This is a genomic window from Stakelama marina, assembly GCF_018122655.1.
GTDB lineage: Bacteria > Pseudomonadota > Alphaproteobacteria > Sphingomonadales > Sphingomonadaceae > Sphingomonas > Sphingomonas marina.
In genome coordinates this window covers 1,154,970-1,180,180 of the sequence record NZ_JAGRQC010000001.1, presented here as the reverse complement: position 1 = coordinate 1,180,180, position 25,211 = coordinate 1,154,970, and the positions used below count along the sequence as shown (strand labels likewise).

At 63.8% G+C, this 25,211-nt stretch carries 22 protein-coding genes and 2 tRNA genes; 14 read left to right on the top strand and 10 right to left on the bottom strand.

Annotation, left to right across the window (positions count from 1 at the left end; all coding sequences use genetic code 11):
• Positions 1–9: 9 nt before the first annotated feature.
• The 5 genes from J7S20_RS05650 to J7S20_RS05630 form a co-directional block, all read right to left on the bottom strand.
• Entirely contained in the window at positions 10–1,233 is a 1,224-nt protein-coding gene (locus J7S20_RS05650) for a dihydroorotase (protein ID WP_284053237.1), read from the bottom strand.
• Positions 1,230–2,219, bottom strand: a complete 990-nt coding sequence (locus J7S20_RS05645) for an aspartate carbamoyltransferase catalytic subunit (RefSeq protein ID WP_284053236.1) — start codon at positions 2,217–2,219, stop codon at positions 1,230–1,232. Before J7S20_RS05645 ends, J7S20_RS05650 begins: the two co-directional genes overlap by 4 nt.
• Before the next feature lie 46 nt (positions 2,220–2,265).
• A complete protein-coding gene (ruvX, locus tag J7S20_RS05640) occupies positions 2,266–2,727 on the bottom strand; it encodes a Holliday junction resolvase RuvX (RefSeq protein ID WP_284053235.1) in 462 nt (153 codons plus the stop codon).
• An 87-nt stretch (positions 2,728–2,814) separates the two neighbouring features.
• Positions 2,815–3,174, bottom strand: a complete 360-nt coding sequence (locus tag J7S20_RS05635) for a DUF4168 domain-containing protein (protein ID WP_284053234.1) — start codon at positions 3,172–3,174, stop codon at positions 2,815–2,817.
• A 102-nt stretch (positions 3,175–3,276) separates the two neighbouring features.
• Positions 3,277–4,392, bottom strand: coding sequence for a DUF3089 domain-containing protein (locus J7S20_RS05630; protein WP_284053233.1), 1,116 nt, complete (start codon positions 4,390–4,392; stop codon positions 3,277–3,279).
• 151 nt (positions 4,393–4,543) lie between these two features.
• Between J7S20_RS05630 and gatC the strand changes: the two genes are divergently transcribed.
• From gatC to J7S20_RS05610, 4 genes are all read left to right on the top strand, one after another.
• Positions 4,544–4,831, top strand: a complete 288-nt coding sequence (gatC, locus tag J7S20_RS05625) for an Asp-tRNA(Asn)/Glu-tRNA(Gln) amidotransferase subunit GatC (protein WP_284053232.1) — start codon at positions 4,544–4,546, stop codon at positions 4,829–4,831.
• Positions 4,831–6,315 (top strand): Asp-tRNA(Asn)/Glu-tRNA(Gln) amidotransferase subunit GatA, encoded by a 1,485-nt coding sequence (gene gatA / locus J7S20_RS05620; RefSeq protein WP_284053231.1) that lies wholly within the window; start codon positions 4,831–4,833, stop codon positions 6,313–6,315. Before gatC ends, gatA begins: the two co-directional genes overlap by 1 nt.
• Positions 6,316–6,472: 157 nt before the next feature.
• The gene (gene gatB / locus J7S20_RS05615; RefSeq protein WP_284053230.1) at positions 6,473–7,969 is read left to right on the top strand and encodes an Asp-tRNA(Asn)/Glu-tRNA(Gln) amidotransferase subunit GatB; all 1,497 of its coding nucleotides are present in this window, start codon (positions 6,473–6,475) and stop codon (positions 7,967–7,969) included.
• A 5-nt stretch (positions 7,970–7,974) separates the two neighbouring features.
• Positions 7,975–8,670, top strand: a complete 696-nt coding sequence (locus J7S20_RS05610; RefSeq protein WP_284053229.1) for a peptidylprolyl isomerase — start codon at positions 7,975–7,977, stop codon at positions 8,668–8,670.
• Between the two features lie 96 nt (positions 8,671–8,766).
• On the opposite strand, the gene J7S20_RS05605 is transcribed toward J7S20_RS05610, so the two are convergent.
• Together J7S20_RS05605 and J7S20_RS05600 are read right to left on the bottom strand one after the other, a co-directional pair.
• Positions 8,767–8,982 carry a hypothetical protein gene (locus J7S20_RS05605; protein ID WP_284053228.1) on the bottom strand — a complete coding sequence of 72 codons (216 nt, stop codon included), beginning with the start codon at positions 8,980–8,982 and terminating at the stop codon, positions 8,767–8,769.
• Positions 8,979–9,251: a hypothetical protein gene (locus tag J7S20_RS05600; protein ID WP_284053227.1), complete on the bottom strand. Its 273-nt coding sequence runs from the start codon at positions 9,249–9,251 to the stop codon at positions 8,979–8,981. The genes J7S20_RS05605 and J7S20_RS05600 overlap by 4 nt, the downstream gene beginning before the upstream one ends.
• Positions 9,252–9,366: 115 nt before the next feature.
• Between J7S20_RS05600 and J7S20_RS05595 the strand changes: the two genes are divergently transcribed.
• The 6 genes from J7S20_RS05595 to J7S20_RS05570 all read left to right on the top strand — a co-directional run bounded on the left by J7S20_RS05595 (position 9,367) and on the right by J7S20_RS05570 (position 14,977).
• Positions 9,367–9,451: transfer RNA gene (locus J7S20_RS05595), tRNA-Leu, on the top strand.
• A 69-nt stretch (positions 9,452–9,520) separates the two neighbouring features.
• Complete coding sequence (tig, locus tag J7S20_RS05590; protein ID WP_284053226.1) at positions 9,521–11,206, top strand: trigger factor; 1,686 nt, start codon at positions 9,521–9,523, stop codon at positions 11,204–11,206.
• Between the two features lie 29 nt (positions 11,207–11,235).
• On the top strand, positions 11,236–12,168 hold the full coding sequence (locus tag J7S20_RS05585; protein WP_284053225.1) for a glycosyltransferase family 2 protein: 933 nt from the start codon (positions 11,236–11,238) through the stop codon (positions 12,166–12,168).
• A 79-nt stretch (positions 12,169–12,247) separates the two neighbouring features.
• Entirely contained in the window at positions 12,248–12,901 is a 654-nt protein-coding gene (locus tag J7S20_RS05580) for an ATP-dependent Clp protease proteolytic subunit (protein WP_284053224.1), read from the top strand.
• Between the two features lie 190 nt (positions 12,902–13,091).
• Positions 13,092–14,363, top strand: a complete 1,272-nt coding sequence (clpX, locus tag J7S20_RS05575; RefSeq protein ID WP_284053223.1) for an ATP-dependent Clp protease ATP-binding subunit ClpX — start codon at positions 13,092–13,094, stop codon at positions 14,361–14,363.
• Positions 14,360–14,977 carry a GNAT family N-acetyltransferase gene (locus J7S20_RS05570; protein WP_284053222.1) on the top strand — a complete coding sequence of 206 codons (618 nt, stop codon included), beginning with the start codon at positions 14,360–14,362 and terminating at the stop codon, positions 14,975–14,977. The genes clpX and J7S20_RS05570 overlap by 4 nt, the downstream gene beginning before the upstream one ends.
• Positions 14,978–15,835: 858 nt before the next feature.
• Here J7S20_RS05570 and J7S20_RS05565 read toward each other — a convergent pair.
• Entirely contained in the window at positions 15,836–17,542 is a 1,707-nt protein-coding gene (locus J7S20_RS05565; protein ID WP_284053221.1) for a M1 family metallopeptidase, read from the bottom strand.
• A gap of 91 nt (positions 17,543–17,633) precedes the next feature.
• On the opposite strand from J7S20_RS05565, the gene lon reads away from it, so the two are divergent.
• The 3 genes from lon to J7S20_RS05550 all read left to right on the top strand — a co-directional run bounded on the left by lon (position 17,634) and on the right by J7S20_RS05550 (position 20,613).
• Positions 17,634–20,030 (top strand): endopeptidase La, encoded by a 2,397-nt coding sequence (gene lon / locus J7S20_RS05560; protein WP_284053220.1) that lies wholly within the window; start codon positions 17,634–17,636, stop codon positions 20,028–20,030.
• A 146-nt stretch (positions 20,031–20,176) separates the two neighbouring features.
• Positions 20,177–20,449, top strand: a complete 273-nt coding sequence (locus J7S20_RS05555; protein WP_284053219.1) for an HU family DNA-binding protein — start codon at positions 20,177–20,179, stop codon at positions 20,447–20,449.
• Between the two features lie 89 nt (positions 20,450–20,538).
• Positions 20,539–20,613, top strand: a tRNA-Val gene (locus J7S20_RS05550).
• Between the two features lie 79 nt (positions 20,614–20,692).
• Here the strand turns inward: J7S20_RS05550 and J7S20_RS05545 are convergent.
• Positions 20,693–21,043: a PilZ domain-containing protein gene (locus J7S20_RS05545; protein ID WP_284053218.1), complete on the bottom strand. Its 351-nt coding sequence runs from the start codon at positions 21,041–21,043 to the stop codon at positions 20,693–20,695.
• 119 nt (positions 21,044–21,162) lie between these two features.
• Between J7S20_RS05545 and J7S20_RS05540 the strand changes: the two genes are divergently transcribed.
• A complete protein-coding gene (locus J7S20_RS05540) occupies positions 21,163–22,425 on the top strand; it encodes a metal-dependent hydrolase family protein (RefSeq protein ID WP_284053217.1) in 1,263 nt (420 codons plus the stop codon).
• 53 nt (positions 22,426–22,478) lie between these two features.
• On the opposite strand, the gene J7S20_RS05535 is transcribed toward J7S20_RS05540, so the two are convergent.
• Complete coding sequence (locus tag J7S20_RS05535) at positions 22,479–25,145, bottom strand: TonB-dependent receptor domain-containing protein (protein ID WP_284053216.1); 2,667 nt, start codon at positions 25,143–25,145, stop codon at positions 22,479–22,481.
• Between the last annotated feature and the right edge of the window lie 66 nt (positions 25,146–25,211).

Below are 25,211 nucleotides of genomic sequence, written 5' to 3'. Positions count from 1 at the left end.
GCTTTTGCGCTACCGGGCGGCGCGATAATGCGTCACGCCGCCCTTCATCACCTGTAGAACGCGGCCCTGCACGGGAAGGCCGTCGAACGGCGTATTTCCCGCCTGCGCGGCCATTGCGCCCGTGTCGATCCGCCACGGCTTGTCGCGATCGATGACGATAAGGTCGGCGGGCTTGCCCGGCTCCAGCGTCCCGCTATCGAGCCCCAGAATGCGCGCGGGATTCCGGGCGAGCAGCGCGAACAGACGCTCCAGCGTGACATAGTCGTCGCGCACCAGCCCGAGGCCCAGCGCCAGCAAGGTTTCGGCACCCGCCGCACCGGGAAGCGAGTCGGCAAAGGGCAGGCGCTTTTCCTCCGGTCCGCGTGGATCATGGTTCGATGTGAGCACATCGATCGTCCCGTCGGCGAGCGCTGCCAGTGCGGCTTGCCGGTCGCTCTCGCTACGCAGCGGCGGAGACAGGCGGGCAAAGGTCCGGAAATCACTGACCGCGATATCGGACAGCAGCAAATGGGTGGGCGAAATGCCGCAGGTCACGGCGACGCCGCGTGCCTTTGCGCGGCGGACAAGGTCGAATCCGGCTTCGGTCGTTACCTGCCGGAAATGCAGGCGTGCACCGGTGTCCTCCGCCAGCGCGATGTCGCGCGCGACGGCGATCGATTCGGCGATTGCCGGCGCGGCGGGCAGGCCGAGCCGCGTTGCCGTTTCGCCTTCGGTGGCAACCGCGCCGTTCGCCAGCCCGCCATCTTCCGCATGCGCGATGACCGTCAGCCCGCATTCGCGCGCATAGGCGAGCACTTTGCGCATCACGCCCGAATCGGCGATCCAGCACCTGCCGGTCGCAACTGCCTTGGCACCGGCCGCGGCATTGATCGCCATTTCGGCGATATCGACGCCTTCCAGCCCGCGCGTCGCTGCCGCAATCGGATGGACCCACAGGTCGGGCTTGCCCATCTGCGCGACGCGCTGGACGAGGCCGGGATCATCGAGCACGGGCGATTGATCGGGCATCAGTCCGACCCGGACGATGCCGCCGAACGCAAAGGCCGCCTTGTCGATGGCGAAGACGCTCATGTCGACAATGCCGGGTGCGAGCAGCTTTCCACCCAGATCGATGGTTTCGCCCTTGCCGGTCTCGCCCGAAATCACGTCGCCGGCGATCGTCAGCGATCCTTCACGCTCACCGCCTTTCGGGCAGACGATCCGCGCATTGGTAAAGGTGGTCGTCCCGGTCATGCCCAGCCCTCCACGCCGCGTTCGCCGCGCGTCAGCACGTCGAGGCACGCCATGCGGACGGCGACTCCCATTTCGACCTGTTCGGTAACGGCGGAGCGTTCGGGATGATCGGCGACGCTCGACACGATCTCCACCCCCCGGTTCATCGGCCCCGGATGCATGACCAGCGCGTCGGGCTTGGCGCGTTCCAGTCGTTCGGGCGTCAGGCCGTATCGCAGGTGATATTCGCGCGTCGACGGGATGAAGGCGCCCGACATGCGTTCATTCTGAAGGCGCAGCATCATCACCACATCGGCACCGTCTAGCGCGGTGTCGAAATCGTGAAAGGGCGTCACCGCCATCTGCTCGACCGCGGCGGGCATCAGCGTGGAGGGCGCAACGACCCGCACCTCGGCGGCGAGCGCGGTCAGCGCGAGGATGTTGGAGCGGGCGACGCGGCTGTGCAGGATGTCTCCGCAAATCACCACGCGCTGCCCGGCGATGCTCCCGCGCCGCCGCCGGATGGTCAGCGCGTCGAGCAAGGCCTGGGTCGGGTGTTCGTGCCACCCGTCGCCCGCGTTGAGTACCGGGCAGTTGACCTTGTCGGCGATCAGCTGGACCGCGCCCGAACTGCCGTGGCGGATGACGATCACGTCGGCGCGCATCGCGTTGAGCGTCATCGCCGTGTCGATCAGCGTCTCGCCCTTCTTCACGCTCGACTGCGCGGCGTGCATGTTGACGACATCGGCACCGAGCCGCTTGCCGGCGATCTCGAACGACAGCAGCGTCCGCGTCGAATTTTCGAAAAAGGCGTTGATCTGCGTCAGCCCGTCGAGCCGGTGATCGCTCTTGGCGCGGGTGCGATTGGCATCGACCCATTGTTCCGCCTCGTCGAGCAGGAACATGATCTCGTGCGGTTGCAATCCCGCGATGCCGGTCAGGTGCCGGTGCGGAAAGGCTTCGCGGCCATTGAGGACGGCGGCGGGGCGATGATCGGAAGCTGGCATTAAAGGGACCGCGTAGCGGCGAGCGGGCAGGGTGGCAAGGCCCGCCTCAGCTGTTGGCAAGCGCGTCGATCGCGCCTTGCAGGATGTAGGAGGCGGCGAGCTTGTCGACCAGTTCGGCGCGGCTGGCGCGGCTGCGGTCCTCCGCGATCATCTGGCGTTCGACCGCCTGGGTCGACCAGCGTTCGTCCCAGAGCAGGATCGGCAGCCCGATATCCTCGCAATTGCGGGCAAAGGCGCGCGTCGATTGCGTGCGCGGCGAATCGGTTCCGTCGAGATTGAGGGGCAGGCCGATGACCATCCCCTTTACCTGCTGCTCGCCGATCAGCGTGGTCAGCGCCGCTTTGTCCGTGGTGAATTTCTTGCGTCGGATCAGCAGCGCCGGGCTGGCGAAGCTCCAGCCCGCGTCGCACAGCGCGGTTCCGATCGTCTTGGTGCCGACATCGAGCCCGATCAGCCGCCCTCCGGCGGGCAGCGCGGTGCGGAATTCGGCTCGGTCGGTGGTAATCATCGCTCGGCTCTAGCCATCGCGGCCAAGCCTGTCGATGCGAGAGGCGGGGGGCGGGCCAGACGATGCGGCCCGCGTCCCCGAAGCGCGTTACTTGGCGCCGGCTTCCTTCGCCATCATCGCCGCCTTTACGCGGGCGCGAACCTTGTCGTTGGTCTGCGCGGCCTTGGCGATGCCGTTGAAACGCTGCGGCTTCAGTCCGCTCGCCTGGAGCGTGGCGATCATCTGCTTGCGCTTGTCGGCCTTGGCGATGTTCGAATCGGCCTGGATCTTGTTGAGCTTCACGACGGTCGATGCGAACGTGTTGACTTCGGCATCGCTGACATTCGTCGCCGCCTGGACCTGCGGCATCGCCTGCTGCTGCGCCTGCGGGGCCGGCTGGGCAATGGCGGCCGAGGCGCCGAGCGTGCAGGCGGCAGCGACGAGCGCCGATTTGATCGGTGTTTTCATGGAAATCTCCGGTTTCGGGTGAATGCCGCGCGGGTCTGCTTCGCCAGCCCCTGGATCAACCGAAGTGCTGCCGGGCCGTGGCACTTCCGCGACGGACCGTTCCTATTTCGCCGCCCCGGCGTCGAACGCCTTCAGCCGCCGCGCGGCATCGGCTCGGATATTTGCCCAGAATAGCGAATAGTCGAAGACGTGGTAGTTGTTGCCGGGCAGGACATATTGCCCGACCTCGGGCGGTGTGCCGATCAGCAGGATGCCGCGACCGCCGCAATGCGCCGGAACCTTGCCCGCCATGATGTCGGCGCTGCGCAGGTCTGACGATGGATAGAGCGAGCCGAGATTGGAGCTTGCCGGTGCGCTGTCGCCGGCATTTCCCGTAAGCGGGTTGGTGCAGATAAGCTCGGTCCCCTTGCGCGGTGCCCCGGTGAAGCCGTCGCTTTTGTCGAATGTGTCGAAGATCAGCGACGGATCGGCGGGCTCGGCGAAGGTCTGCCACGACAGAATGCAGCCGGACTGATCGGCGGTTTCGCATTCCGGCAGGCCCATTTCGGGCAGGTCGGCGGTCTTCGATACCGGCCAGCCGACGACATAGGCGGCAACGATGCGCTTTGCGAGCGGCTTGCCGGCGACCCTGTCTTTCAACAGGCGGGCGAGGTGGAGCGCGCCCTGGCTGTGTCCCGCCAGGATGATCGGACGGTCGGGGCCGACTTCCTTCAGAAATTCGTCAAAGGCCGATTCGACGTCGCCATAAGCGAGGTCGAGCGCCTGTCCGGCCGCCTTTTCGTCGGTCAGGAACGCTCCGAACGTCGCCTGGCGGTATCGCGGTGCCCAGATCGCACCAACCGCGTTGAAGGCGCTCGCCTGTCCGCGCAGGAAAAGGTCGGTTCGCGCATTGGCTTCCTTGTCGTCGAGCGGCGCGTTCCATGCCGAACCGCGCAGGAACGTGGTCGGATGGATGAAGAATAACGCCGCTTCGGGGTCGGCCGCAGGCTTGTATCCGGGTGGCGTCCACAGCGCGGGATTGCCCGGCTTGTCGGGGCGGGCGACCCACATCCCCGCGCTGGCATAAGCGCCCGTGCCGGTCTTTGCCTGCGCCTTGAACCCGACGCGCGGCACCATCGTCTGCCGAAGGATTTCGGCGCCGAAATAACGATAGGCAAAGGCAGCGGCGAGAGCGAGCATGATGAGTATCGCGACCAGATAAAGGAATTTGCGGGCCAAAACCGGCTCCATTGTGCAGTGCAACATAACGCATGAGCGCGCAATTTCGATCCCGTGCGGCATGGTTGCCGAAGTTGCAAGTTCGGCGAGTGTCGCGCGCACGCGCTTTGCCGTTGCGCAACCCGCGCGCACGGTGCTAGCCGCTTCGGCCATGTCCGTGACCAAGGAAACCGTTGCGCGCGTGGCGAATCTCGCCCGGATCGCGCTGACCGAGGAAGAGCTTGAGCGCCTCGCGCCCGAGCTCGACAACATCATCGGCTGGGTGGAGCAACTCGGCGAGGTCGATACCGCCAATGTCGAGCCGACCACCGCCGTCATCCCCAATACGCTGCGCCTGCGCGAGGATGTCGTGACCGACGGCGATTGCCGCGACGACGTGCTCGCCAATGCGCCCCAGGCCGAACACGGCTTTTTCGCCGTTCCGAAGGTGATCGAATAGTGACCGAATTGACCGATCTCGGCGTCCGCGCGCTGCGCGACGGCATTCGCGGGGGCGAATTTTCGGCTCGCGAAGTCGCCGACGCCTATACCGACCAGGTTTCGAGGGCGAAGGAGCTGAACGCCTTTCTCGTCGAAACCCCCGACCATGCACTCGCCGCTGCCAAGGCGGCCGACGATGCCAGGGCGAAGGGCGATACGCTAGCCCCGCTCGCCGGCGTGCCGCTGGGCATCAAGGACCTCTTCTGCACCAAGGGCGTAGAGGCGACCGCGGGCAGCCACATCCTCGAAGGGTTCAAGCCGCCTTATGAATCGAGCGTGTCGCAGCGGTTGTGGGACGCGGGCGCCGGCATGCTCGGCAAGCTCAACATGGATCAGTTCGCGATGGGCTCGTCGAACGAGACGAGCGCGTTCGGCAATGTGAAGTCGCCCTGGCGGCGCAGCGACGGCGGCAATGCCGTGCTGACGCCGGGCGGATCGTCGGGCGGATCGTCTGCCGCGGTCGCGGCGCGGCTGTGCCCGGCGGCGACGGGGACCGATACCGGCGGTTCGATCCGCCAGCCGGCCTCGTTCACCGGCATTTCGGGGATCAAGCCGACCTATGGCCGCTGCTCGCGCTGGGGCGTGATCGCCTTTGCCAGCTCGCTCGATCAGGCAGGCGCGATGGCACGCGACGTAACCGATTGCGCGATCCTGCTCGAACAGATGGCGGGCTTCGATCCCAAGGACGCGACCTCGCTCGATGCGCCGGTGCCGAATTGGGAAGCCGGACTGTCGAGCGACCTCAAGGGCAAGCGCATCGGTGTTCCCAAGGAATATCGGATGGACGGCATGCCCGCCGAGATCGAGGCGCTGTGGCAGCAGGGTATCGACTGGGTGAAGGATGCGGGCGCCGAGGTGCTCGAGGTGTCGCTGCCGCACACCAAATACGCGCTGCCGGCCTATTACATCATCGCGCCCGCCGAGGCGTCGTCCAACCTCGCGCGCTATGACGGCGTGCGCTACGGTCAGCGCGACCTGCCCGACGGTGCGAACCTGCAGGAAATGTACGCCGCGACGCGCGATCACGGCTTTGGCGACGAGGTGAAGCGCCGCGTCATCATCGGCACCTATGTGCTGTCGGCGGGCTTTTACGACGCCTATTACACGCAGGCGCAGAAGGTCCGCACGCTGATCGCGCGCGATTTCGACATGGCCTGGCAGGATTGCGACCTGTTGCTGACCCCGACCGCGCCGAGCGCCGCCTTTGGCCTGGGCGAAAAGTCGGACGATCCGATCGCGATGTACCTGAACGACGTCTTCACCGTGCCGAGCTCGCTCGCCGGCCTGCCGGCGATGAGCGTGCCGGGCGGACTCGACAAACAGGGTCTGCCGCTGGGGCTTCAGGTCATTGGCAAGGCGATGGACGAGCAGGGCGTGCTCAACGCCGGACTGGCGCTGGAAGAACGCGCCGGGTTCAGGGCGCGACCGGAGGCCTGGTGGTGAATTGGCTCGGCGATCTCTTTGTCCAATTCGTTGGTGAAGGGCTGGCCGACGGCATCCGGCATAAGTTCGGTAAGGCGCGTCGAGGCCCGGTTTCACGGGAGCGACAGAAAATTCTGAAGAGGCGCGCAACTGCGCGTGAGAACAAACGGAAGAATCGATGAGCAGTTACCGCATCCAGGGCGCAACGGGCGAGTGGGAGGTCGTGATCGGCCTCGAGGTCCATGCGCAGGTCACGTCGAAGGCGAAGCTGTTTTCGGGCGCGTCGACCGCGTTCGGGGCCGAGCCGAATACGCAGGTCAGCCTTGTCGACGCGGCGATGCCGGGAATGTTGCCGGTGCCGAACCGGGAGTGCATCCGCCAGGCGGTGCGCACGGGCATGGCGCTCAATGCCGTCATCAACAAATGGTCGCGCTTCGACCGGAAGAACTATTTCTACGCCGACCTTCCGCAGGGCTATCAGATTTCGCAGCTCTATCACCCGCTGGTGGGCGAGGGCGTGATCGAAGTGAGCCTCGACGAGAAGGACCCCGAGGCCGAGATCAAGCAAATCGGCGTCGAGCGCATCCATGTCGAGCAGGATGCCGGCAAGCTGATGCACGATCAGCATCCGACGCGCTCCTATGTCGATCTCAACCGCTCGGGCGTGGCGCTGATGGAAATCGTCAGCCGCCCCGACATGCGCTCGCCGGCGGAGGCGGGCGCGTATCTCACCAAGCTGCGTTCGATCCTGCGCTATGTCGGCAGTTGCGACGGCAACATGGACCAAGGTTCGATGCGCGCCGACGTCAACGTGTCGGTGCGCAAGCCCGGCGAGGAACTCGGCACGCGGACCGAGACGAAGAACGTCAACTCGGTGCGCTTCGTCATGGCGGCGATCGAGCATGAGGCGATGCGCCAGGTCGATGTCCTCGAAAGCGGCAGCAAGATCGTGCAGGAAACGCGGCTTTTCGATCCCGACAAGGGCGAGACGCGGTCGATGCGGTCGAAGGAGGAAGCGCATGATTATCGCTACTTCCCCGATCCCGACCTGCTGCCGCTGGTGCTCGACGACGCGTTCCTCGACGAATGCCGCGCAACGCTTCCCGAACTGCCTGACGCAAAGCGCCGCCGCTACGAGACCGATCTCGGCCTGCCGGCCTATAACGCCGCCGTGCTGACCGCCGAGGCGGAGACGGCGCGCTGGTTCGAGGCGCTGCTCGCAGAGAGCGCTCGCATTCAGAAGAAGGGCGAGGCAGAGGTCGCCAAGGCCGCGTCGAACTGGCTGATTTCCGAACTGTTCGGCGCGCTCAACCGGCTCGGAAAGGATATCGAGCACAGCCCCGTCAGCCCCGAACAAGGCGCCGAACTGCTCGGCCTCGTCGCCGACGGGACGATTTCGGGCAGCATCGCCAAGCAGGTGCTCGAAATCATGCTCGAGACTGGGGACGCGCCGGGCAAGATCGTCGAGGACAAGGGGCTGAAGCAGACCAGCGATACCGGCGCGATCGAAGCCGAGATCGCCAAAGTGCTCGAGGCGAACCAGGACAAGGTCGCCGAATATCGCGGCGGCAAGGACAAGCTGTTCGGCTTCTTCGTCGGTCAGACGATGAAGGCGATGCAGGGCAAGGCCAATCCTCAGGTCGTCAACGAACTGCTGAAGAAAGCACTGGGATAAGCGCGATGAAACATCTGCTCCGTGGCGTTTTGCTGTTGCTTGCCGGGCTGATCGCACTGCCGGCGCTCGCGCAGGACAAGCCTGCGCCCGACGCCGACGGGCAGGTGTTCGTGAAGCTCGATACGAGCGCGGGGCCGATGACGCTGGCGATCGAGACCGAAAAGGCGCCGATCACCGCGAAGAATTTCCTCCACTATGTCGATACCAAGCGGCTCGACGGGCGCGAATTCTATCGCATCGTGAAGGTCGACAAGGAATTCGGCTTCGTTCAGTTCGGCATGGACGGCAATCCCAAGCTCAGCTTTCCGCCGATCAAGCACGAGCCGACGACCGAAACCGGGCTGCACCATACCGACGGCACGATCTCGATCGCGCGGTTGAAGCCGGGCAGTGCGCGCGGTGAGTTCACGATCGTCGTCGGCGATAACCGCGCCTCGTTCGATGCTGATCCGTCGAAGCCGGGCGACAATCTCGGCTATGCGGCGTTCGGTCATATCGTGTCGGGCCGCGACACGCTCATCAAGATCCTCGACACGCCGGTCGATCCCGACAACGCCAAGGAAAACGGCGCTTTCAAGGGCCAGATGCCCGACGATCCGGTGACGATCATCTCCGCGCGGCGCGTGCCGGCTCCGGCTCAGGTCGAGGGTGCGCCCGAGTCTGCGCCCGCGGCACCGGCGGACACGCAGACAGCGGGCTGACCCGCCATCCCGACGAAAGTCAGGATCCTCTGCATTTCGGACGCAGCGCAATTGGATGCTGAACGGCGTTCAGCGTGACGGTGGCGGGACCAGCCGCTACTGCGCGTCGTCGTCCTGGTTCTTCACCCGCCCGCCGGTTCCGCCGACGCCGTCGGGCAGGCCGGGTTCGGTGAACGTGTCGGGTTCGTCGCCGCCTTCGCCACGATCGACGGCGTCGGACCTGCTTTCGACGATCTGTTCGATATCGCTGCGTTCGTCGTGATCGGCGTCGGGTGGGCTGTCGGGGTGCGGATCGCGGTTGCGGTCGGTCATGACATTTCCTTTCGATCGACGGGTTGGCCGGGCGCGGGGGACGGCATCGGCGTGTGCCCCGGTTCGGGAACGTCGATGTCGGGGCTCGGCGGGTTGACTTCGGGGGGTGCCGGGCTTGGCTGCCCCGGTTGCGGTTCGCCCGGCGTTTCGGGCGGGGGCGTGGTCGGCTGAGGCTCCGGCTGGTTGGGCGTTTCGGGCGGATTCGTGCCGGGCAGCGGAAAGGGTTCGGGCTTTGGCGTGGGCGTCGGTTCGGGGGCGTTGTTCGCCATTGAGCGTCTCCGTGATTCCCGGTTAGAAACGCCTCGACGCGACATGGGTTGCTTCGCACCTTGCCCCGGCGGTCCGCCGTGCGTATAGACCGCCGCCGACCGGCGGTGTCCGCTAGCGGGCGTGGCGGAACTGGTAGACGCGCTGGATTTAGGTTCCAGTATCGAAAGATGTGGGGGTTCGAGTCCCTTCGCCCGCACCAGTATTCGCCGCGCTGCGTGGATGCTGGACGCCGTGATCCGAAATTCTTTTTAGATTTGAAAGCGTAGGAATGCAGACTGTCGAGACGTTGAACGAAGGCCTCAAGCGCGCCTACACCCTGACGATCACCGCCAAGGATATCGACGCCAAGGTCGATGCCGAGGTAAAGCGCGTTGCCCCGCAGATCCGCATGCCGGGCTTTCGCCCGGGCAAGGTTCCTGCGAACCTGATCCGCAAGATGCATGGCGAGGCACTGGCCGCCGATGCGCTGAACAACACCATCCAGCAGGGCGTGCAGTCGGTGATCGCCGACAATAATCTGCGCCCCGCGATGCAGCCCTCGGTCGAGCTTCAGGACGGATACGAACCCGGCAAGGATGCCAAGGTCAAGGTCGAGCTCGAGGTATTGCCGGACGTTCCCACGCCGTCGATCGACGGTCTGACGCTGGAGCGCCTGACGGTGCCCGCGACCGACGAACAGATCGACGAGCAGGCGCAGAAGCTCGCCGAGCAGCAGAAGCATTTCAAGGACGCCGCCAAGAGCCACAAGGCGAAGGAAGGCGACCAGGTCGTCATGGATTTTGTCGGCAAGGTCGATGGTGAAGCGTTCGAGGGCGGCACCGGCGAGGACATGGCCGTCGAGATCGGTTCGGGCCGCCTGATCCCCGGTTTCGAGGATCAGATCGTCGGCGTGAAGACCGGCGACGAAAAGACCATCAACGTGACCTTCCCCAAGGATTACGGCGCCGAGAACCTGGCGGGCAAGGACGCGACCTTCGACCTGACCATCAAGGCGGTGAAGGTGCCGGGCGAGACCAAGGTCGATGACGACTTCGCCAAGGGGCTTGGCCTCGAAGGCCTCGACCAGCTCAAGGAACTGCTCAAGGGCCAGATCGAGCAGGAGCTCAACGGCCTGACGCGCACGCACATGAAGCGCAAGCTGCTCGATCAGCTCGCCGCGGGGCACGACTTCCCGGTCCCGCCGTCGATGGTCGAGGCCGAATTCAACCAGATCTGGCACCAGCTCGAGCATGAAGCCGAGCATGAGGAAGATCCCGAAGCGGCGAAGAAGGAGCTTGAGAGCGAGCGCGATGAATATCACGCCATCGCCGAGCGCCGCGTCCGCCTGGGTCTGCTCCTGTCCGAGATCGGTCAGGCCAACGGCGTCGAGGTGACGCAGCAGGAAATGAGCCGCCTCATCATGCAGGCTGCCCAGCAGTACGGCCCGGAAGACCGCGAGCGGTTCATCCAGTATGTCCAGCAGGAGCCGATGGCCGCAGCCCAGCTGCGCGCGCCGCTCTATGAGGACAAGGTCGTCGACTTCCTGTTCGAAAAGGCCGAGATCACCGACCGCGAAGTAACGCGCGAGGAGCTGGAAGCCGCGATCGAAGCCGAGGATTCGGCCGAGGGCGAAAAGGCGAAGGCCGCGCCGAAGAAGAAGGCCGCCGCGAAGAAGCCGGCTGCCAAGAAGGCCTCGACCGCCAAGAAGGACGAAGGCGACAAGGCCGAGGCCAAGGCGCCCGCCAAAAAGGCTGCTACCAAGAAGGCCCCAGCGAAGAAGGCCGATGCCGACGAGGACAAGCCTGCCGCCAAGACGCCGGCCAAGAAGGAAGCTGCCAAAAAGGCCCCGGCCAAGGCTGCGGCGACCAAGAAGGCTGCCCCCGCAGCTGCGAAGAAGACTGCTCCCGCAGCCGCGAAAAAGCCGGCGGCGAAGAAACCTGCTGCTAAGAAGCCAGCGGCTAAGAAGGACGCCTGATACCGGGCGGAATATAGGGGGCAGGGGCAATGACCGTAGGCGATCCGCGCATCGCGGTGCTCCTGCCCTGCTATAACGAGGAAGCGGCGATCGCGCAGACGGTCGCCGGCTTCCGCGAGGCGCTGCCGTCGGCGACGATCTACGTCTACGACAACAACAGCGCCGACCGGACGATGGAAACCGCGCGCGAAGCCGGCGCGATCGTCCGCAGCGAACGTATTCAGGGCAAGGGCAATGTCGTGCGGCGCATGTTCGCCGACATCGATGCCGACATCTATGTCATGGCCGATGGCGACGCGACCTATGATGCCGGGGCGGCACCGGCGATGGTCGACCGGCTGATGGCCGAACAGCTCGACATGATTGTCGGAACCCGCGTGCACGAGGCGGCGGATGCGTATCGCCGCGGGCATGTGATGGGCAACCGCATGCTGACCGGTCTTCTCGCGCGGCTGTTCGGGCGCAGTTTCACCGACATCTTTTCCGGCTACCGGGTATTTTCGCGGCGTTTCGTCAAAAGCTTTCCCTCGCTGTCGGAAGGGTTCGAGATCGAAACCGAGATCAGCGTCCACGCGCTCGAACTCAAAATGCCTGTGGGCGAGGTGGAGACACGCTATTTCGCCCGGCCCGAAGGCTCGGCGTCGAAGCTCAGCACCTATGGCGACGGCTGGCGGATCATCCGCACCATCGCCACGCTGTACCGCATCGAACGACCGCTCTGGTATTTCGGTGCGCTTGGGGCGATCCTTGCGCTTGCCGCGATCATCCTCGCCTTTCCGCTGGGCCTGACCTATCTGCATACCGGCCTGGTGCCGCGATTTCCGACCGCGATCCTGGTGACGGGCCTGATGATCCTCGCATCGCTCAGCGGGTTTACCGGGCTGATTCTCGACACCGTCGTTCGCGGGCGCAGGGAGGTGCGCAGGCTCGCCTATCTCGCCCATCCCGCACCTGGAGCGTGAGATTTCTGTCAAGGCCTTGCGCCCGTGCGCGCGAGCGCCGATGTTCGCACTCGGCCAACGAAATAAGAGACCGGATTACATGACCGACCAATTTGATCCCATGAATGCCCTTGTTCCCATCGTCATCGAACAGTCGAGCCGCGGCGAGCGCAGCTTCGACATCTTCTCGCGCCTGTTGCGCGAACGGATCGTGTTCGTGACCGGGCCGGTCGAAGACGGCATGGCGGCGCTCATCACCGCGCAGCTGCTGTTCCTCGAATCGGAAAATCCGAGCAAGGACATCTGGATGTACATCAACTCGCCGGGCGGCGTGGTGACGGCCGGCATGGCGATCCACGACACCATGCAATATATCCGTCCGCGCGTCGGCACGGTCTGCATCGGCCAGGCGGCGTCGATGGGCAGCTTCCTGCTCGCGAGCGGTGAACCGGGGATGCGCGTTGCGCTCAACAATGCGCGCATCATGGTCCACCAGCCGTCGGGCGGCGCGCAGGGCATGGCCTCGGACATCGAGATTCAGGCCAAGGAAATCCTGCGCATCCGCAAGCGGATGAACGACCTGTATTCGAAATATACCGGCCAGCCGCTCGAAAAGATCGAAAAGGCGATGGACCGCGATACCTTCCTCGAAGCCGAGGAAGCAAAGGCGTTCGGGCTGGTCGACGAGGTGTATGAAAAGCGCCCGACCTCGGCTTCGGGCGACGATGCGAAGACCGAAAAGAAGGACGACTGATAGCCCGCGCCGGGCGTCCGCTTTTGCGACAGTGCGCCCGGCGTCAACGCCTTGTTTCAAATTGACGGGTAGACATATTGGCTATCGGCACGGCAGTCTTGCCGATAGAATGCGTGAGTCCGGCGCATGGGCGCGTGTATGAAATGGCGTCCCCGCATGGTAAGGCCGGACTGAAAAGGTAATGTAATTTATGACGAAATTGAGCGGCGGCGATTCGAAGAGCACTCTGTATTGCTCGTTCTGCGGCAAGTCCCAGCACGAGGTCAGGAAGCTGATCGCCGGCCCGACCGTGTTCATCTGCGATGAATGCGTCGAGCTCTGCAACGACATCATCCGCGAGGAAACCAAGTCCGCGCTCGTGTCCAAGAAGGACGGCGGCGTGCCGACGCCGCAGGAAATCTGCGACTTCCTCGACGATTATGTAATCGGCCAGACTCGCGCCAAGCGCGTGCTCTCGGTCGCGGTCCACAACCATTACAAGCGGCTCAACCACGGCGCCAAGGGCGCCGATGTCGAACTGGCCAAGTCGAACATCCTGCTCGTCGGGCCGACCGGCTGCGGCAAGACGTTGCTCGCGCAGACGCTGGCGCGGATCCTCGACGTGCCGTTCACGATGGCTGACGCGACCACGCTGACCGAGGCGGGCTATGTCGGTGAGGATGTCGAGAACATCATCCTGAAGCTGCTTCAGGCGTCGGACTATAATGTCGAGCGCGCGCAGCGCGGCATCGTCTATATCGACGAGATCGACAAGATCACGCGCAAGGCGGAGAACCCGTCGATCACGCGCGACGTGTCGGGTGAGGGCGTGCAGCAGGCACTCCTGAAGATGATGGAAGGCACCGTCGCCAGCGTTCCGCCGCAGGGCGGTCGCAAGCATCCGCAGCAGGAATTCCTTCAGGTCGATACGACCAACATCCTGTTCATCTGCGGTGGCGCGTTCGCGGGCCTGGACAAGATCATCGGCGATCGCCTGCAGCGCAAGTCGATCGGTTTCGGCGCCTATGTCGCCGCACCCGAGGAGCGCCGGATCGGCGAGACGCTCGGTCAGGTCGAGCCCGAGGATTTGCTCAAATTCGGGCTGATCCCCGAATTTGTCGGCCGCCTGCCGGTGGTCGCGACGCTCGAGGATCTCGACACCGCGGCGCTGATCCAGATCCTTACCGAGCCCAAGAACGCGCTCGTCAAACAGTATCACAAGCTGTTCGACATGGAGGGCGTAGAGCTGACCTTCAACGACGATTCGCTGACCGCGATCGCGAAGAAGGCGATCGACCGAAAGACCGGCGCTCGCGGTCTGCGTTCGATCCTCGAAGGGATATTGCTCGACACGATGTTCGACCTTCCCGCGATGGAAGGCGTCGACGAGGTCGTGATCGACAAGGACGTGATCGAGGGCCGCAAGGAACCGGTGCGCGTCTATTCGAAGAAGGATAGCAAGGCGAGCGGCGACGCCGCATGACCGATCGCCGCCCGGCCATGTCGGATATCCGACTGGCCGGGCGGGCCGACCGGGCAGCGCTTGCCGCGATGCTCGCGCGCGCCTTCGCCGACGATCCGGCGTTCAAATACATTTTTCCCAATGCCGCGGACCGCGCAAAACGGTTGCCGCGGCTTTTTTCGTTGATGATCGAAGACGATGCCGGCGCGGGGCTCCAGCTTGTAACGCCCGGCATCGAAGCGGCGACGCTATGGCGCGGCCCCGGCCATGCCGCCACCGGAACGTTCGCGCTGCTGCGTCAGGCGATCCCCCTGCTGCATGCGCTGGGTTTCGCTACGGCGCGTGCGCTCAGGGTCGCGAATGCTATAGAAGCGCATTTTCCCGGCCAACCCTTCTGGTATCTCCACATCGCCGGATGCGCGCCCGAAAAGCAGGGCAGGGGCTTCGGCGGTGCCGTGATCCGCGCCGGGCTGGAGCGCGCCGCTGGACGCCTTCCCGCCTATCTGGAGACGGCGACGGAGAGCAATCTCGGCCTCTATCAGCGCTTCGGCTTTGCCGTTACCGACGAATGGCGCGTCGGCACCGACGGCCCGCGCTTCTGGTCGATGCTGCGAGCGAAGGATGACGGCGGCTAGTCACGGCCGCCATCGGTGGTTTTCAGACTAGCATCTCCCGGTTCGGGCCCATTCAAACCTGGCTTACAGCAACTTCTCGGCCTAGGCCGCGTGGAAAATTCCGATGAGCGCAGCAGCGCTCAGTCGGAGTTGTTCCGCCTAGCTGTTTTGACTGCCCAGCGGACGAGAAGACCAACGCCGACGGCGATGACAGCGGAGGGTATTAAGACTTAGACCAGAAAGCCCTTCTTGCACGCGGTGTCCGGCACGCAGTCGCCCAACGCATCGATAAGGAGCAGAAACATGAAGACAGGAACGCCTAGGAGAGCGGAGGCTATACAACCCCAACGGCCTTCGACTGTCGCCCCACCTCTATATCTGCCATCGGTCATTAGTAGTGAGTAGCCCAATGCTCTGCCTTCGCAAAGAAGCCCGCCCATCGTGATTCAAGGACCAGATTGGGGCGAGGCGCGTCCTGAATGATATACTGCCGATCGAGCCCGAGAACCGTGGTCGCGGTAGGCCGCCCGAGCAGAACCGTTCGATCGTCAACGACATACTCTGGCGGCTTCGGTGCGGAGCGCCATAGCGTGACGTTCCACCAAAAATACGAAAGCTGGAACACCATCTATCGAAGGTTCCGCCGCTGGAGCGAGGCCGGAGTCTGGCAGACCGTGGCGGTAACACTGGCTGAGATTATGGCGGACAGCGGCCACTACAGCATCGACAGCACTACCGTTCGCGCCCATGTCTTGGCAGCGGGCGGAAAAGGGAAGAATCATCAACGCGTTCTTCGCCGCTCGCGGGCGGGCCAGTTCACGTTCTATCCGCAGCCTATGGGAGCGATCACAGCCTCTTTAGCGCTCGCAAACCACGCGCCTAACCCGCAATCATCCGGTCGTGTTGCCATTGCTTGTAGCGTTCGATCGCCGGGTCGCGTTTCAGGATGCGGTTATGGGGATCGACCACGACATGCTCGCCCGCCGGTATCGTAAGCGTGGCGGTGCCGCCGGTCATCGGGAGTTTGCGAATCGAGTCGCCGACCTTCACCTCGACGGGTAGCGGGAAGCGCTTGTCGCCGGGCGTCTTCCACGTCAGCGTCAATCTGTTGCCGTTGCGCGTCTGCATGAGATCGGGCAGCGCCGCCTGCCGCAGATAGACGTCGAAGAACCAGCCATAATCCTTGCCGGTAACTTCGCGCACGATGCGCTCATATTCCCCGGTGGAGCCGTAGCGCGGCCTGAAATTGCCGGGCTTCGGATCGGGGCGGCCATAGACGATGCGCCGCGTCACCTCGAAAAACGCCTTGTCGCCGATGGTATTGCGCAGCGTGTGCAGCATCCAGGCGGCCTTGTTGTAGATATCCTGTCCGGGGCCGCCATTCTTGGTTTCGTAAACCTGTTCCTCGGTCAGTTCGCGGCCCGAGACGATCGGCGCCTGATTCATGATCTTCATGCGCAGGTCGGCCATCATCGTCGCATAGCGCGCTTCGCCATCGCGCCATTCGCCATAGAGCGGCTGCATATAGGTGCCATATCCTTCGTGCAGCCAGTAATCGTCCCAGTTGGCCGCAGTCAGCTGGTTGCCGAACCATTCGTGCGCCAGTTCGTGCTGGAAGATCGTGTCGAAGCCTTCGGGCGTCGCGCGGTAGCCATTGCCATAGGCGTTGATCGTCTGATGCTCCATGCCGAGATAGGGCGTCTCGACAACGCCGACCTTCTCGGCGCCGAACGGATAGGGGCCGATCATCGCCTCGAAGAAATCGAGCGTCGGGGCGAATTCGGCGAACAGCCGCTTCGCGCCTTCGGCATGGCTCGGCAGATACCAGAGCCGCAGCGGGATATGGTTGCCGAAGCGGCTGGCATAGTCGCCGTTCAATTCGTCATAGGGCGCGACGTTCAGTGCGATGGCGTAGGTATTTGGCTGCGCCGCGCTCCAGTTCCAGGTCGTTCGGCCATCGGGCAGGGTGTCGACGCTTTTCAGTACGCCGTTGCTCGGCGCTTTCAGTCCTTCGGGTACTGTGATGTGCAGATCGGCGCGGGCCGGCTCTCCGGTCGGGAAATCGAGGCACGGCCAGAAAAGGTCGCAGCCATAGCCCTCCGCCGTCGTCGCCGCCCATGGCGCGCCGCGCGGCGTCTTCGACCAGACGAAACCATCGTCCCAGGGAGCGTGCACCGCGACGTGCGGTGTGCCGCCATATTCGATCCTGGCGACGACGCTTTCGCCGCGTGCCAGCGGATGCAGCAGTTCGATCGCCAGTCGGCCTTGGGGATTCGACCAGGCGCTGCGCTCGAGCAGGGCACCGTTTATCGAAACCGCGCTGACCGGCAGGTTGCGGTCGAGATCGAGCAGCAGCCGCGTCAGCGGCGCGCGTGCGGTGAAATCCAGCGTCGCGATACCGCTGATCGCTTCGCGGTCGGGAAACACCTCGATCGCCAGGTCGGCATGGTCGAAGCGCAATCGAGCCTGTTCGGGGTCGATCGGCCCGCCCGACCTCGCGGTCTGTTCGGTGATCGGCGGCTGGCCCTTTTCGGGCGGCGTGCCCGCCGTCAGCGGCGTCGCGATCAGCGCGGCACAGGCGAACATCGCGATGCTTTGTTGCCGCGACGATTGATGCCTGCCGCGCGCGCCCCATATAATGTTCAATATTGCCCGTCTGGGTCGCACCGGAGTTTTCATGAAGAAGTCTTATCCCGTTCTGCCGCTTCGCGACATCGTCGTCTTCCCGCATATGATCGTGCCGCTGTTCGTTGGCCGCGACAAGTCGGTCGCCGCGCTGGAAGCGGCGATGGAGGACGACAAGCAGATTTTCCTCGTCGCGCAGCTCGATCCCGGCGAGGACGATCCCGATCGCGAGGACCTTTACGACATCGGCGTCTCGGCCGAGGTGCTGCAATTGCTGAAGCTGCCCGATGGTACGGTCCGCGTGCTCGTCGCGGGTAAGGAGCGCGGTTCGCTCGACGAGATCGAGGTGACCGGCGATTACCTGACCGCGCATGTCCAGCCGGTCGAGGAGAAAGAGGCCGACGGCGCCGAAGTGCAGGCGCTGATGCGGTCGGTCGTCGATCAGTTCGAAAACTACGCCAAGCTCAATCGCAAGCTGCCTTCCGAAACCGCGGTCCAGCTCGGCGAACTGGAAGAGGCGTCGCGGCTTGCCGATGCGGTGGCCGCCAATATCGCGATCAAGGTCGCCGACAAGCAGACGCTGCTCGTCGAGCGCGATCCGGCCAAGCGGCTGGAGATGGTCTATGCCTTCATGGAGGGCGAGCTCGGCGTCCTGCAGGTCGAAAAGAAGATCAAGGGCCGCGTGAAGCGTCAGATGGAAAAGACGCAGCGCGAATATTATCTCAACGAACAGCTGAAGGCGATCCAGCGCGAGCTGGGCAACGAGGGCGAGGAAGGCGAGGGCGACGAGATCGCCGAGCTGACCGCCAAGATCAACAAGCTCAAGCTTTCGAAGGAAGCCAAGGCCAAGGCGCAGGCCGAGCTGAAGAAGCTGAAGACGATGGCGCCGATGTCGGCTGAAGCCACCGTCGTGCGCAACTATCTCGACGTCCTGCTGGGCCTTCCCTGGGGCAAGAAGTCGAAACTGAAAAAGGATCTGGTCGAGGCGGAAAAGGTACTCGATCAGGACCATTATGCGCTGGAAAAGGTCAAGGATCGCATCCTCGAATATCTCGCGGTTCAGGCGCGCACCAACAAGCTGAAGGGGCCGATCCTTTGCCTCGTCGGCCCTCCCGGTGTCGGCAAGACCTCGCTCGGCAAGTCGATCGCGCGCGCGACCGGACGCGAGTTCGTCCGCCAGTCGCTGGGCGGCGTGCGCGACGAGGCCGAGATTCGCGGCCACAGGCGGACCTATATCGGTTCGCTGCCAGGCAAGGTGGTATCGAACCTGAAAAAGGCCGGCACGTCGAACCCGCTGTTCCTGCTCGACGAGATCGACAAGCTCGGCCAGGATTTCCGCGGCGATCCGGCTTCGGCGCTGCTCGAGGTGCTCGACCCCGAACAGAACAACAAGTTTCAGGATCATTATCTCGAGATCGACGTCGATCTGTCGGACGTGATGTTCGTGACCACCGCGAACACACTCAACCTGCCGCAGCCGCTGCTCGACCGTATGGAGATCATCCGGCTCGAAGGCTATACCGAGGACGAGAAGGTGGAGATCGCGCAGCGGCACCTGATCGCCAAGCAGGTCGAGATGCACGGACTGAAGGACGGCGAGTTCGAGCTGACTGAGGCAGGGCTTCGCGACCTGATCCGCTATTATACGCGCGAAGCGGGCGTCCGTACGCTCGAGCGCGAGATCGCCAAGCTGGCGCGCAAGGCGCTTCGCCAGATCCTCGAGAAGAAGGTCGAGAGTGTCACCGTGACGCCCGAAAACCTCCACGAATTCTCGGGCGTGCGCAAATACCGCTTCGGCATTGGCGAGGAGGAGCACCAGATTGGTGCGGTCACCGGGCTCGCCTGGACCGAGGTCGGCGGCGAGCTGCTGACGATCGAATCGGTCACGGTTCCCGGCAAGGGCGGCATCAAGACGACCGGCAAGCTGGGCGACGTGATGAAGGAGTCGGTCGAAGCGGCGATGAGCTTCGTGAAGGCGCGCGCGCCGACTTACGGCGTGAAGCCGAGCCTGTTTGCGCGCAAGGACGTCCATGTCCACCTGCCCGAAGGTGCGGTGCCCAAGGATGGCCCCTCGGCGGGTATCGGCCTCGTGACCTCGATCGTCTCGACGCTGTCGGGCGTGCCGGTTCGCAAGGATGTGGCGATGACCGGCGAAGTAACGCTTCGCGGTCGCGTGCTTCCCATCGGCGGGTTGAAGGAAAAGCTGCTGGCCGCGCTTCGCGGCGGGATCAAGACCGTGCTCATCCCGCAGGAAAATGAGAAGGACCTTGTCGAGATCCCGGCGAATATCAAGGAAGGCCTCGAGATCATCCCCGTCGGCCATGTCGACGAGGTGCTCAAGCTCGCATTAACCGAGTCGCTGGAGCCCATCGACTGGACCGATGCCGACGAGCTTGCGGCCCAGCCACCTGCCGGCGTGGGGGGTGTCGGGGGCATGATGCACCACTAACACCATCTTTTTTCGTCGAATTGGCGCAAAATCCGCGGAATTGCTTTGACTCTGGGGTCGCGAGCCGCCTTACTGCGCCACCGGCCCAAGCGCCGTGAAAATTTTTAATCGCAGTACCGTGTAACAAGACAGGGGTGCAGAAAGACATGAACAAGCAGGAATTGATCGGACAGGTCGCCGACCACTCGGGCCTCAGCAAGGGCGATGCCAGCAAGGCGGTGGAAGCAGTTTTCGATTCGATCACGGGCGCGCTCAAGAAGGGCGACGAGGTCCGTCTCGTTGGCTTCGGCACTTTCTCGGTCAGCAAGCGCAAGGCTTCGACCGGCCGTAATCCGCGTACCGGCGAGCCGATGACCATCAAGGCGTCGACCCAGCCGAAGTTCAAGGCCGGCAAGGGCCTGAAGGACGCGGTCAACTAATCAATTTCGATTTGGCGTAACGCCATACTGGACAAGGGACGGGTGCCGGATTAGAGGCACGCGTCCTGTCCGCCCCAACGGTGGGCATTGGGCGCGTAGCTCAGTGGTAGAGCACTGTGTTCACACCGCAGGGGTCGCTGGTTCAATCCCAGCCGCGCCCACCAGTTAAGACAAGGCCCGCACGGATCCATTCCGGCGGGCCTTTTCTGTTGTTCGTGTCTGTGAACCGCCTAGGCGGAAACTCTACCGGGCGAAGGTGAAGCGGGGTTTGTCGCCCTGCTGTTCGGCATGCATCGCTTCGGATCGGATTACCGTCTTTGCGGTTGCCGAGGATATGTCGATCGCCATGGCGAACTGGACACCGGCGCGTGATCCTTCGATCCAGCGAACGGTCGATCCGACGCATTCAAGGTCGCCAACGGTGATGAGCACCGTTTCTCCGCGTTTGAATGCCTGCGCGGTGTCGATACATGCGCCGTTGCGCGAAATGTTGCGGACGCGGTGCTTGCTCGTTTCCTTCGCGCCAAAGCGTTCGACCAGCGCCGAGAGAAAGACGTTGTGACGAATCTCACGACGGGCGTTGGCGGGCTGCATTGGTATCTCTTGATACGGGTCAAGTTAATGAACCGTAAGCGGGGTTCAGCAAACGCGCCTTGCGATGAAATTTTTTGACGCGCACCATTCTGCTCTGCGACTGAACGGAGGGGGATGGAATGGCGCGTATTTTGACACTGGTTGCGGCACTGATCGTCGCAATCGCGACGATCCTGCCATTGCATGCGCAAGAAGCGCATCGCGCGGTGCTTCTCATTCCCGATCGCGTGTTCGACGGCGAGGCGATGCATTCCGGCTGGCGCGTCCTGGTGCGGGGCGAGACGATTGCGGAGGTAGGGCCCCGGGTCGCAGCGCCGGTGGATGCCGAAACGGTTCCACTGCCCGGGACGACCTTGATGCCGGGGCTGATCGATCTGCATGTCCATCTGTTCCTCCACCCCTACAATGAAACCAGTTGGGACGATCAGGTGCTGGCAGAGCCGGTGAGCCTGCGAACCGCGCGCGCGGTGGCGGCTGCGCGCAGGACGCTGATGGCGGGGTTCACGACGGTTCGCGATCTGGGGACGGAAGGGGCGGGCGACGCCGATTACGGCCTCAAGCTGGCGATAGGGCAGGGCATCGTGCCGGGGCCAAGGTTGCTGAGCGCCAATCGCGCGATCGTCGCCACCGGCGCCTATGGCCCGCGTGGTTATGCGTTCGAGGCGCCGAAGGGAGCGGAGGAAACCAGCGGCAGCGACATTGTCGCAACCGTCCGGCGGCAGATCGGCCACGGTGCCGACTGGGTGAAGCTCTATGCCGATTACCGCTGGGGCGCGGGCGAGGCCAGCCGACCGACCTTCTCGCTGGAGGAAATGAAGGCGGCGGTCGCAGCCGCGCATGACGCCGGGCGCAAGGTCGCCGTACACGCATCCACCGCGGAAGGGATGCGTCGCGCCGTCCTGGCGGGGGCCGACACGATCGAACATGGCAATGACGGCACGGCCGAAATTTTTGCCTTGATGGCGAAGCGCGGCATACCACTCTGCCCGACGCTGGCGGCAAGCGACGCGATCGCGCGCTATCGCGGCTGGAGCGGCAGCGATCCGATCCCCGAGGCGATCCGGCGAAAGAAGGCAAGTTTCGCGGCTGCACTGAAGGCTGGCGTACCGATGTGCGTGGGCGGGGACACAGGTGTTTTCCCGCACGGCGACAATGCTCGCGAGATGGAATTGATGGCGGCGTGGGGAATGGCGCCGGAGGCCGTGTTGCGCGACGCGACATCGGGAAATGCGGCCATTCTCGGCATGGGCGACCGCATCGGCAAGATCGCACCGGGGCTGCTGGCGGATCTGGTTGCCGTCGAGGGCAATCCGGCAACCGATATGACGGCGCTACGCAGCGTTACGCTGGTGATGCAAGGCGGTAGCGTCGTCCGCCGGTAAGCGAAGCAACAAGACCCGGTGCGACCGACAACGGCCGCACCGGGCAGGGGGCATCAGAGGTCGAGGCTGAGGCCGATCGTACCGGAGGTGCCGCGCTTGTAGCGGTTCCAGTAGATGCGGTTGTCTCCGCTCTGCTGATATTCCTTGTACTTGGTGCCCGTGATGTTGCGGATATCGAGCTTCAGCTTGAAGTTGATGCCTGCGACATGGACGGCCTGACGAGCGACGAAATCGAGCGTGAAGCCCGGATATTCGTAGATGTCGGGCTGGTTCTGCGGACCGCGCGCGGTCAGGCGCTTGCTGGCATAGTTCAGGATGAACGTCTGCTGCGAAAGGTCCGCCTTGTCTTCCAGGCCGATCTGCAGGTTGGCGACATGGTCCGACTGCCCGGTCAGCGGCCGCCCGTCGAGGAACAGGTTGGTCGCCGGGATGACGGTGCCGTTGTTGTTGATCGTCGTATCGCCGTCCGCGACCTTCACCACCGAATGCGAGTAGGTGTAGTTCGCGTTGAGCGCGATCCGACGGGTGTCGAACAGGTTGAAATATTTCTGCAGTTCGAACTCGGCGCCGTACAGATCGGCCTTCGGCGCGTTGCCGAAGCTCGAACGGACCTCGGTGTCGTTCTGCAGGAAAAGATATTGTTCGATCGGCTTGTCGATGCGCTTGTAGAAGCCGGCGAGCGAGACGTGCTGGTCACGCGCGAAATACCATTCGTACCGGGCTTCCGCGTTGTACAGCTGACTGTCGACCAGGAACGGGTTGCCCGTATAGGTGCGGTTCGCCTCCGGATCGTAATAGAGCTGATAGAGCAGCTCGCGGAACTGCGGCCGGGCGATCGTCTTCGATGCGCTCAGTCGGACCTGCATATCGGAGTCGAGTGCCCAGGTAAGGGTCGCCGACGGCAGCCAGTAATCCTTGTCGATCTTGTTGGAGATCGAGCCCGCACCACGCGAATTGGCCTGGGTAACGAGCTGCTTGGCGGTTTCGAAACGGACGCCCACGTCGAGGTTGATCGCGTCGTTCGCCTGCCACTTGCCCTGGATATAGGCGGCCTGATTGGTGAAGCTCGAATTGAACGCGCTGTTCGGTTCGAGGTCGTTCAGCACCACGCCGTAATAGTCGATCACCGTCGGTTCGAGCAGGTAATCGGGGCGGAACAGCGAAACCGGGCCCGGATTCTGGAAGTTGCCGAAGCCGTCGGGCGTGCGGTTGGTCAGCGAATATCCGAAATTGTAGCGCGTCGAGGTGCGCCGCGAGTCGGTATACGCCATGCCGGTGACGATCTTCAGGCCATATGCCGCGTCGATCGTGAAATCGAGCCCGCCCGACCAGAGGTTCTCGTTCAGCCGCGAGAATGCGACCGAAGCGGCACCCGACGAATTGTCGAGCACGTTGACGTACAGGCCTTCATACGGGCCGGCGCGCACCTTCGAATAGGTGAAGCTCGTTTCGTACGGCGAGCGCCGCTTCGAATTGGCATAGCCGATACGGACATCGACATCGACGGGGTCGAACTTGAACTCACCGACGAGCTGCGAGTCGATCAGCTGGCGTTCGAACCAGGCAGTGTCCTGAATGATGCTGTCGAGATTTTCGTAATTGTTGCGGCCCGAGGCAATCCGCGCCTGCTTCAGCGTGTCGCGGATATACAGGTTGGTCCAGCGAATCTTGTTCCGCCCGAATTCGAGACCGAAACCCAGCAGGCCGTTCGCGACGATATGGTTGTCGGTGATGACCCGGTCGTAGCTCAGGCTTGGCTGAGTCAGCGCTGCATCCTGCGCGGTTTGTTGCAACGTTTCGCGCGTGCGCCAGTCGTTGCTGTACCCTGCGCTCGCCAAAATGCCGAGCCGGGTCGCGCCGATATCGACCGACGTGCCGCCCGTAATATTTGCCGCGGTGTTGATCGGGATGTTCTTGTTGCGTTGAACAACTGCCGTGCGACCGAGCACAAGCTGTTTCGCGACATCGGCCTTGTTAGCATAGCTGGTGACCGGTTCCCCGCTTGAGATAAAGTCACGAAGTGCAGGGGGCGTGTCGCGCTGTCCGTTGTCGAAGCCGGTCCAATCCCAGGGGCTGCCGAAATAGGTATAGCCGAGCTGGCCGGTGGTGATGGTGTCGCCGCCAATGCTGCCACCGACGTCGAGGAAGCTTTCCTTCGGCGTCGCATCGGTCGTCAGGTTGATGACGCCGCCGCCGAATTCGCCGGGGAAGTTGGCCGAATAGCTCTTCTGCACGAATGCCGAAGCAATGACCGTCGAAGGGAAGATGTCCAGCGGAACCGCGCGCTTCAAAGGCTGCGGGCTGGGCAGCGGAAGACCGTTGAGCAGCGCCAGCGAATAGCGATCGCCAAGGCCGCGGACATAGACATAGCCGTTGCCGACAACGCTGAGGCCGGTGACGTGCGACAGCGCGCCGGCAATGTCGCCTTCGCCGGTGCGCGCAATGTCTTCCGACGACAGGACGGAAACGACCTGATCGGCCGACCGTTCGATATTGGCGTTGCGCCGGCCGGTGACGACGATGGCCGCACCCGGGATCGACACGTCGGTCTGCTGCTGCGCATCGTCAGCCGCCTGGCTGGCTTCGGGGGCGGGGGTCGGAACCGCCGTCGTATCGCTCGGCGGCGGAGTGGTAGTGGTGCTTTGCGCATGGGCGGCGACCGGCGCGATAAGCGCCGAACTCGCGAGTAGCAGGCGGGCAAGCGCCGGCATGGTTTTCATTGTTCTGACCCCCTGGGTATCAAGCCGAAAGGGGGCGGAACCATGCCAAGCATGTCCCGCCCCCGA